General features: G+C 67.4%; 5 protein-coding genes. All 5 read right to left on the bottom strand.

Annotated features, from left to right (window positions below; translation table 11 throughout):
• Nucleotides 1-263 precede the first annotated feature (263 nt).
• On the bottom strand, nt 264-1,046 hold the full coding sequence (gene lgt, locus ACIQ09_RS21575) for a prolipoprotein diacylglyceryl transferase (RefSeq protein ID WP_398314373.1): 783 nt from the start codon (nt 1,044-1,046) through the stop codon (nt 264-266).
• An 8-nt stretch (nt 1,047-1,054) separates the two neighbouring features.
• Nucleotides 1,055-1,741 (bottom strand): YceH family protein, encoded by a 687-nt coding sequence (locus ACIQ09_RS21580; RefSeq protein WP_398314375.1) that lies wholly within the window; start codon nt 1,739-1,741, stop codon nt 1,055-1,057.
• Nucleotides 1,742-1,832: 91 nt separating this feature from the next.
• On the bottom strand, nt 1,833-2,741 hold the full coding sequence (locus ACIQ09_RS21585) for a DUF1186 domain-containing protein (protein WP_398314377.1): 909 nt from the start codon (nt 2,739-2,741) through the stop codon (nt 1,833-1,835).
• A gap of 63 nt (nt 2,742-2,804) precedes the next feature.
• Complete coding sequence (locus tag ACIQ09_RS21590; RefSeq protein WP_398314379.1) at nt 2,805-4,565, bottom strand: putative bifunctional diguanylate cyclase/phosphodiesterase; 1,761 nt, start codon at nt 4,563-4,565, stop codon at nt 2,805-2,807.
• Nucleotides 4,566-4,713: 148 nt separating this feature from the next.
• The coding region (locus ACIQ09_RS21595) for an ANTAR domain-containing response regulator (RefSeq protein ID WP_398314381.1) at nt 4,714-5,178 on the bottom strand (465 nt) is incomplete at its 5' end.

The raw sequence follows: 5,178 nt of genomic DNA on the forward strand, positions 1-5,178 counted from the left end.
AAAGAAGGTCGCCCGCCGGGGGCGGAGGCGGGGTTTCGCGGAGCATGCTCCGCGCCGCCGTAGCCGGCCGGGTGTGCAAACCCGGCCGTGGAAAAATCCCGGCCAACCCCACGCCAAACAACGGAACGCCCGCAAATAAGGACTCAAGCCTTGCCTGTCGAGGTGAAAATGCTTCCCAGCGTTAACGCGAACATCGCCTTGCGTAATGCCGGATCAATCTGATCCCGCCGCACGTCCTGGCCGGGGCTTGCCCGGCCAGGACCTTAGTCCTGCCGTTTCACCGCCCAGGCCGCCATGGCGATGCCGGCCAGGATCATCGGCAGAGACAGCCATTGCCCCATGGACATGCCGAAGGTGAGCAGGCCGAGGAAGTCGTCGGGCTCGCGGCCGAATTCGGCGATGAAGCGGAAGGCGCCGTAGCCGATCAGGAAGACGGCGGAGATCAGGCCGCGGGGGCGGGGTTTGGCCGAGAACCACCACAGGATCAGGAACAGGCTGACGCCTTCCAGCGCGAACTGGTAGAGCTGGGAGGGGTGGCGGGGCAGGGCGTCCACCTGGGGGAAGATCATGGCCCAGGGGCCGTCGGTCACCCGTCCGACCAGTTCGCCGTTGATGAAGTTGCCCAGACGCCCGGCGGCGAGACCCAGGGGCACCAGGGGGGCGATGAAGTCGGTGACGGCCAGCCATGGGCGCTGGGTCTTGCGCCCGAACAGCCACATGGCCACAAGCACGCCCAGAAAGCCGCCATGAAAGGCCATGCCGCCTTGCCACACCGCCAGGATCTCGGCCGGGTGGGACAGGTAGTAAAGGGGCTTGTAGAAGAGCACGTAGCCCAGCCGTCCGCCCAGGATCACTCCCAGCACACCGTAGAACAGCAGGTCATCGATCTGCTGGGCATCCCAGCCCAGTTCGGGCCGGCGCCGGGCGTGAACGCGGCCGAGGACCACGAAGAGGACGAAGGCGACCAGGTACATGAGGCCGTACCAGCGTACGGCCAGGGGGCCGATGGAGATCGCGATGGGGTCGAACTGGGGATGGACGAGCATGCCTGGACTCACTGGAACTGTTTGCGGAATTCCTCGAACTCGTTGGTCAGCCATTCGAGCTGCTGGCGCAGGCGGCGGACTTCCTCTTCGAGCTCGCCGACCCGGCTGCCGCGGGGGGTGCCGCTTTCGCCGATTTCGAAGGCCTGCTGAGCGGCGGCTTCACCGCTCATGAGGTGGGTGTAGCGGGCCTCCTTGGTGCCGGGTGCCTTGGGTAGCTGGATGGCCATGCCCTTGTCGTCGAGGCGCTCGAGCACGTTCTCCACGTCGGCGGTGGAGGTGAAGGTGTGCATGCGCTCGCAGCGGGCGCGGATCTCGCCGACGGTCTGGGCGCCGCGCAGCATGAGGATGGTGAGCACGGCCTGCATCGGCGGGGTGAGGGAGTGGCGCAGACGGATCTGGTGCTCCCACTTTACGACGCGGGCGCCGGCTTGGTGGCGCTGGGTGACAAGGCCACGTTCGACGAGGCGGTGGAGGGTGGCCAGGACTGTGGCTTCGGATAGGCTCATCACCGGTTCGCGCCCGGTGAGCTGGTTGCAGCCGGTGACCAGGGCGTTGACCGACAGGGGATAGGTGTCGGGGGTGACGAAGGACTTTTCGATAAGGACCGCGAGGACGCGTACCTCGAAGTCGTCCAGATCGAAACCGGAGCGGGTTTCAGGTGCGGCGGCGGGGACGTCGGAGGAGGTATCGGTCATGGCGGGCTTCCGGGTTGTTGCGAGGGCGCAATGATAGCCGACGCAATGCGTCGGCTGGATGGCAAGGCGGGCCGGGCGTTGCCCGGTGGGTTCAATGGGCGCCGTGGCACTTTTTGTACTTGCGACCGCTGCCGCAGGGGCAGGGGTCGTTGCGGCCGACCTTGGCTTCTTCGCGGACGATGGGTTCGCGCAGGGTGCCAAGGGGGATGGGGGGCAGCTCCACCGGGGGCATGTGATGGATGTGCGGCCATAGGGCGATCTCGGGCATCAGGTCGTCAATCAGGCCGTGGCCGGCGTCGCGCAGGCTGGCGAGGGCGGCGGCGGGGCTGCGCTGGATGTCCTCTTCGAGCTGGGTGGCGTCTACGTAGCTGTCGTCGATGAGGCCGGCGGCGAACCATTCGCGGATCAGCGGCAGGTGCTCGGTGGCGCCGAGGTCGGCCAGGTGGGCGGCGATGGGGTCGATCAGCGGGAAGTCGCTGTTGCGCTCCGGGTCGTCCTTGAGGGCCTGGGCTTCGCGGGTGCCGAAGTCGGCGAGGAAGTCGACCACCGGGCCCCGGCCGCAGCGCCCTTCAAGGGCAGCGAGGGTCATGGCTTCGAGGGCTGCGGCGCGGGCCCAGGCGCTGGCCGAGTCATCGTCGGCGAGGCGGGTGAGGGGCGTCAGATCGCCGTCGCAGGTGGAGGCAAGGGCGCGGCCGTAGCTGTCATGGACGAGCTGGCCGAAGACGGTATCCACCCGGCTCTCGTCAAGGTGCCCGAGTTCGGCGAGGGGGCGGTAGGCGCGGCTGTCGTGCCACCGGGCGAGGAGCAGCATGGCGTAAAGGTGCAGCACATAGCCGTCGGCCTGGGCCGGAGTCGGGTCAGTGGCGAGGGCCTCGAGCTCGGCGACCAGCAGGGGGGCGATCTCGCTGCGATGGCTGTCGGCCTGCAGCAGTTCGGCCAGGGGCAGGGGGTTTGTCAGGCGTTCCAGCCGGGGACGGAGGGCGGACCAGAGTTCGGACATGGGCGTGGGCGAAGTGGGGATGGCGCCCAGTGTACTGGACGCCGCGTCACTGCTGTGCGCCGCTCAGCCGGGAAAGCTGCGGGCCAGCTCCTCTGCGGGGACCGGGCGGCTGAACAGGAAGCCCTGGATCTGGTGGCAGCCGAGCTCCTGCAGCAGGGCCAGCTGGGCGACGTTCTCGACCCCCTCGCCGACTACGTCGAGGCCGAGGCTGCGGGCCAGGGATGTGATGGCGCGGACGATGGTGGCGGCTTCCCGGCTGCGCTCCATCTCGTGGACGAAGCTGCGATCGATCTTGAGGGTGCGTACCGGGAAGCGCATCAGGTAGGCGAGGGACGAGTAGCCGGTGCCGAAGTCGTCCACGGCCACGCGGATGCCCCTTGTGTGGAGAGTTTCGAGCACCGCCGCGGAGGCTTCCGGGTTGTCCATGAGGGCGCTCTCGGTGAGCTCAAGCTCGAGCAGATGGGGGTCGAAGTCGAGCTCGTCGAGGGCGGCGATGACGTCCTGGAGCAGGCCCACGTCGCGGAACTGGCGGCTCGACAGGTTGAAGGCCAGGCGCAGGTCGGGCTGGGTGGTCTGCTGCAGGCGGCGGACCTGGCGCAGGGCTTCGCGCAGGGCCCAACGGGATACCGGAACGATCAGGCCGTTCTCTTCGAGCAGGGGGATGAAGTGGTCTGGCGGTACCGTGCCGTGGACGGGCGAGTGCCAGCGCAGGAGGGCTTCGACGGCGATGGGGTGCTGGGTGTGGGTGTCAATGATGGGTTGGTAGGCGACGGCGAACTCCCGGTTCTCCAGGGCTCCGCGGATGGCGACTTCGAGGGTCAGGGTGCGCATGGCGCTGGCGTCCATGGCCGCCTCGAAAAAGCGGAAGCTGTTGCGGCCGCCCTCCTTGGCCCGATACATGGCCAGGTCGGCACGCATCAGGAGTTCGTCCGGCGTGAGCCCGTCCACAGGATAGAGGGCCAAGCCGATACTGACACTGACGAAGAGCCCCTGGGGGGGCGCCACCGGGAAGCGTGGTGCGAAGGCTTCAAGAACCTTGCGGGCCACCTGTTCGACCACGTCGGGGCTGTCCACGTCTTCCTGGATCAGAATGAACTCGTCGCCACCCAGACGGGCCACAGTGTCGGTGGCGCGCAGACACTGGCGCAGGCGGCTGGCGGCCTCGATGAGCACCCGGTCGCCGGTGTTGTGGCCGAGGGTGTCGTTGATGAGCTTGAAGCGGTCCAGGTCCACGAACTGCACCGCCACCGCCTTGCCCTGGCGGTGGGCGCGCTGGATGGCCTGGGTGAGGCGGTCGTGGAGCAGGCTGCGGTTGGGCAGCCCGGTAAGGGCGTCGTAGTTGGCCAGGTATTCAAGGCGGCGCTCGGCGGCGATGCGCTCGGTGACATCCTTGCCGGTGGCGACAAAGTGGCTGATGGTTTCGTCGACAGCGCGGATGGGGCTGATGGTCTTCTCTTCGTAGTACAGCTCGCCGCTGCTGCGCCGGTTGGTGAATACGCTGCGGAAGGATTCACCGCGACCGATGGTTTGCCACAGATGGGTGTAGAAGGCTGGCGGGTGCATGCCAGAGGCCAGCACGGAGGGTCTGCGGCCGACGATATCGCCCGCACGATAGCCGGTGATGCGCTCGAAGCCGGGGTTGACGTATTCGATGATGCCATCGGCGCGGGTGATCATGACGGCATCGTCGGTCTGCTCGACGGCGCGGGCGAGGATCTGGGTGACGGGGCTGGCGTCGCGCTTGAGGTAAGTGGCCTCGGCAGCGCTGATGGTCTCGCCGGGGGGATGCTCTGCCTCCGGCCGGCTGTGGGAACTGGCGATCATGATGCCCCGCGTGGATTGGCCGCTTCTCCGGGCCGGTATCGCACGGCGGGGAGCTTGGCTGCAGTCAGTTGGGGGCGGGGTCGCGGCCCATTTTACAGTCGCCGCGGCTGGCGGCGATGAAATGCACTGGGAATTACGGTAGCAATGCCTATGTCTTTAGGGTGACGCCCCGGCTGTCGATCAGGTCGCGGGACACGTCACCGAGCTTGCGCCGGCTGGAGCGGGCCTGACGGCGCAGGAACTCGAAGGCCTCGGCTTGTTCCATGTCCAGCAGGGCCATGACCATGCCGGTGGCGACGCTGATGTCGCGTTCCTGGTTCAGGGCGTTCTGAAGCTGATCGCGTGTGTCGCGCAGGGCCTCGATGTCATTTCCACGGGCCAGCGCGGTGGCGATCATGGGGGGAACCTGGTGTGCATCCACCGGTTTGATGGCGTAGGCCAAAGCGCCCTCGACAATGGCCCGCTCGATGCAGGACTCACGGCCGCAACTGGTGAGCATGATGAAGGGCAGCCGGTATTGCTTGCGTAGAAGCGGGGCGTGTGCCAGCCCGGCGGAGCAGGGCAGCTTCTCGTCGAGGATGGCGAGGTGGAAACTGAACTGGCCGAGCAGGGC

Source organism: Zoogloea sp. (assembly GCF_044344315.1).
Taxonomy (GTDB): Bacteria; Pseudomonadota; Gammaproteobacteria; order Burkholderiales; family Rhodocyclaceae; genus Zoogloea.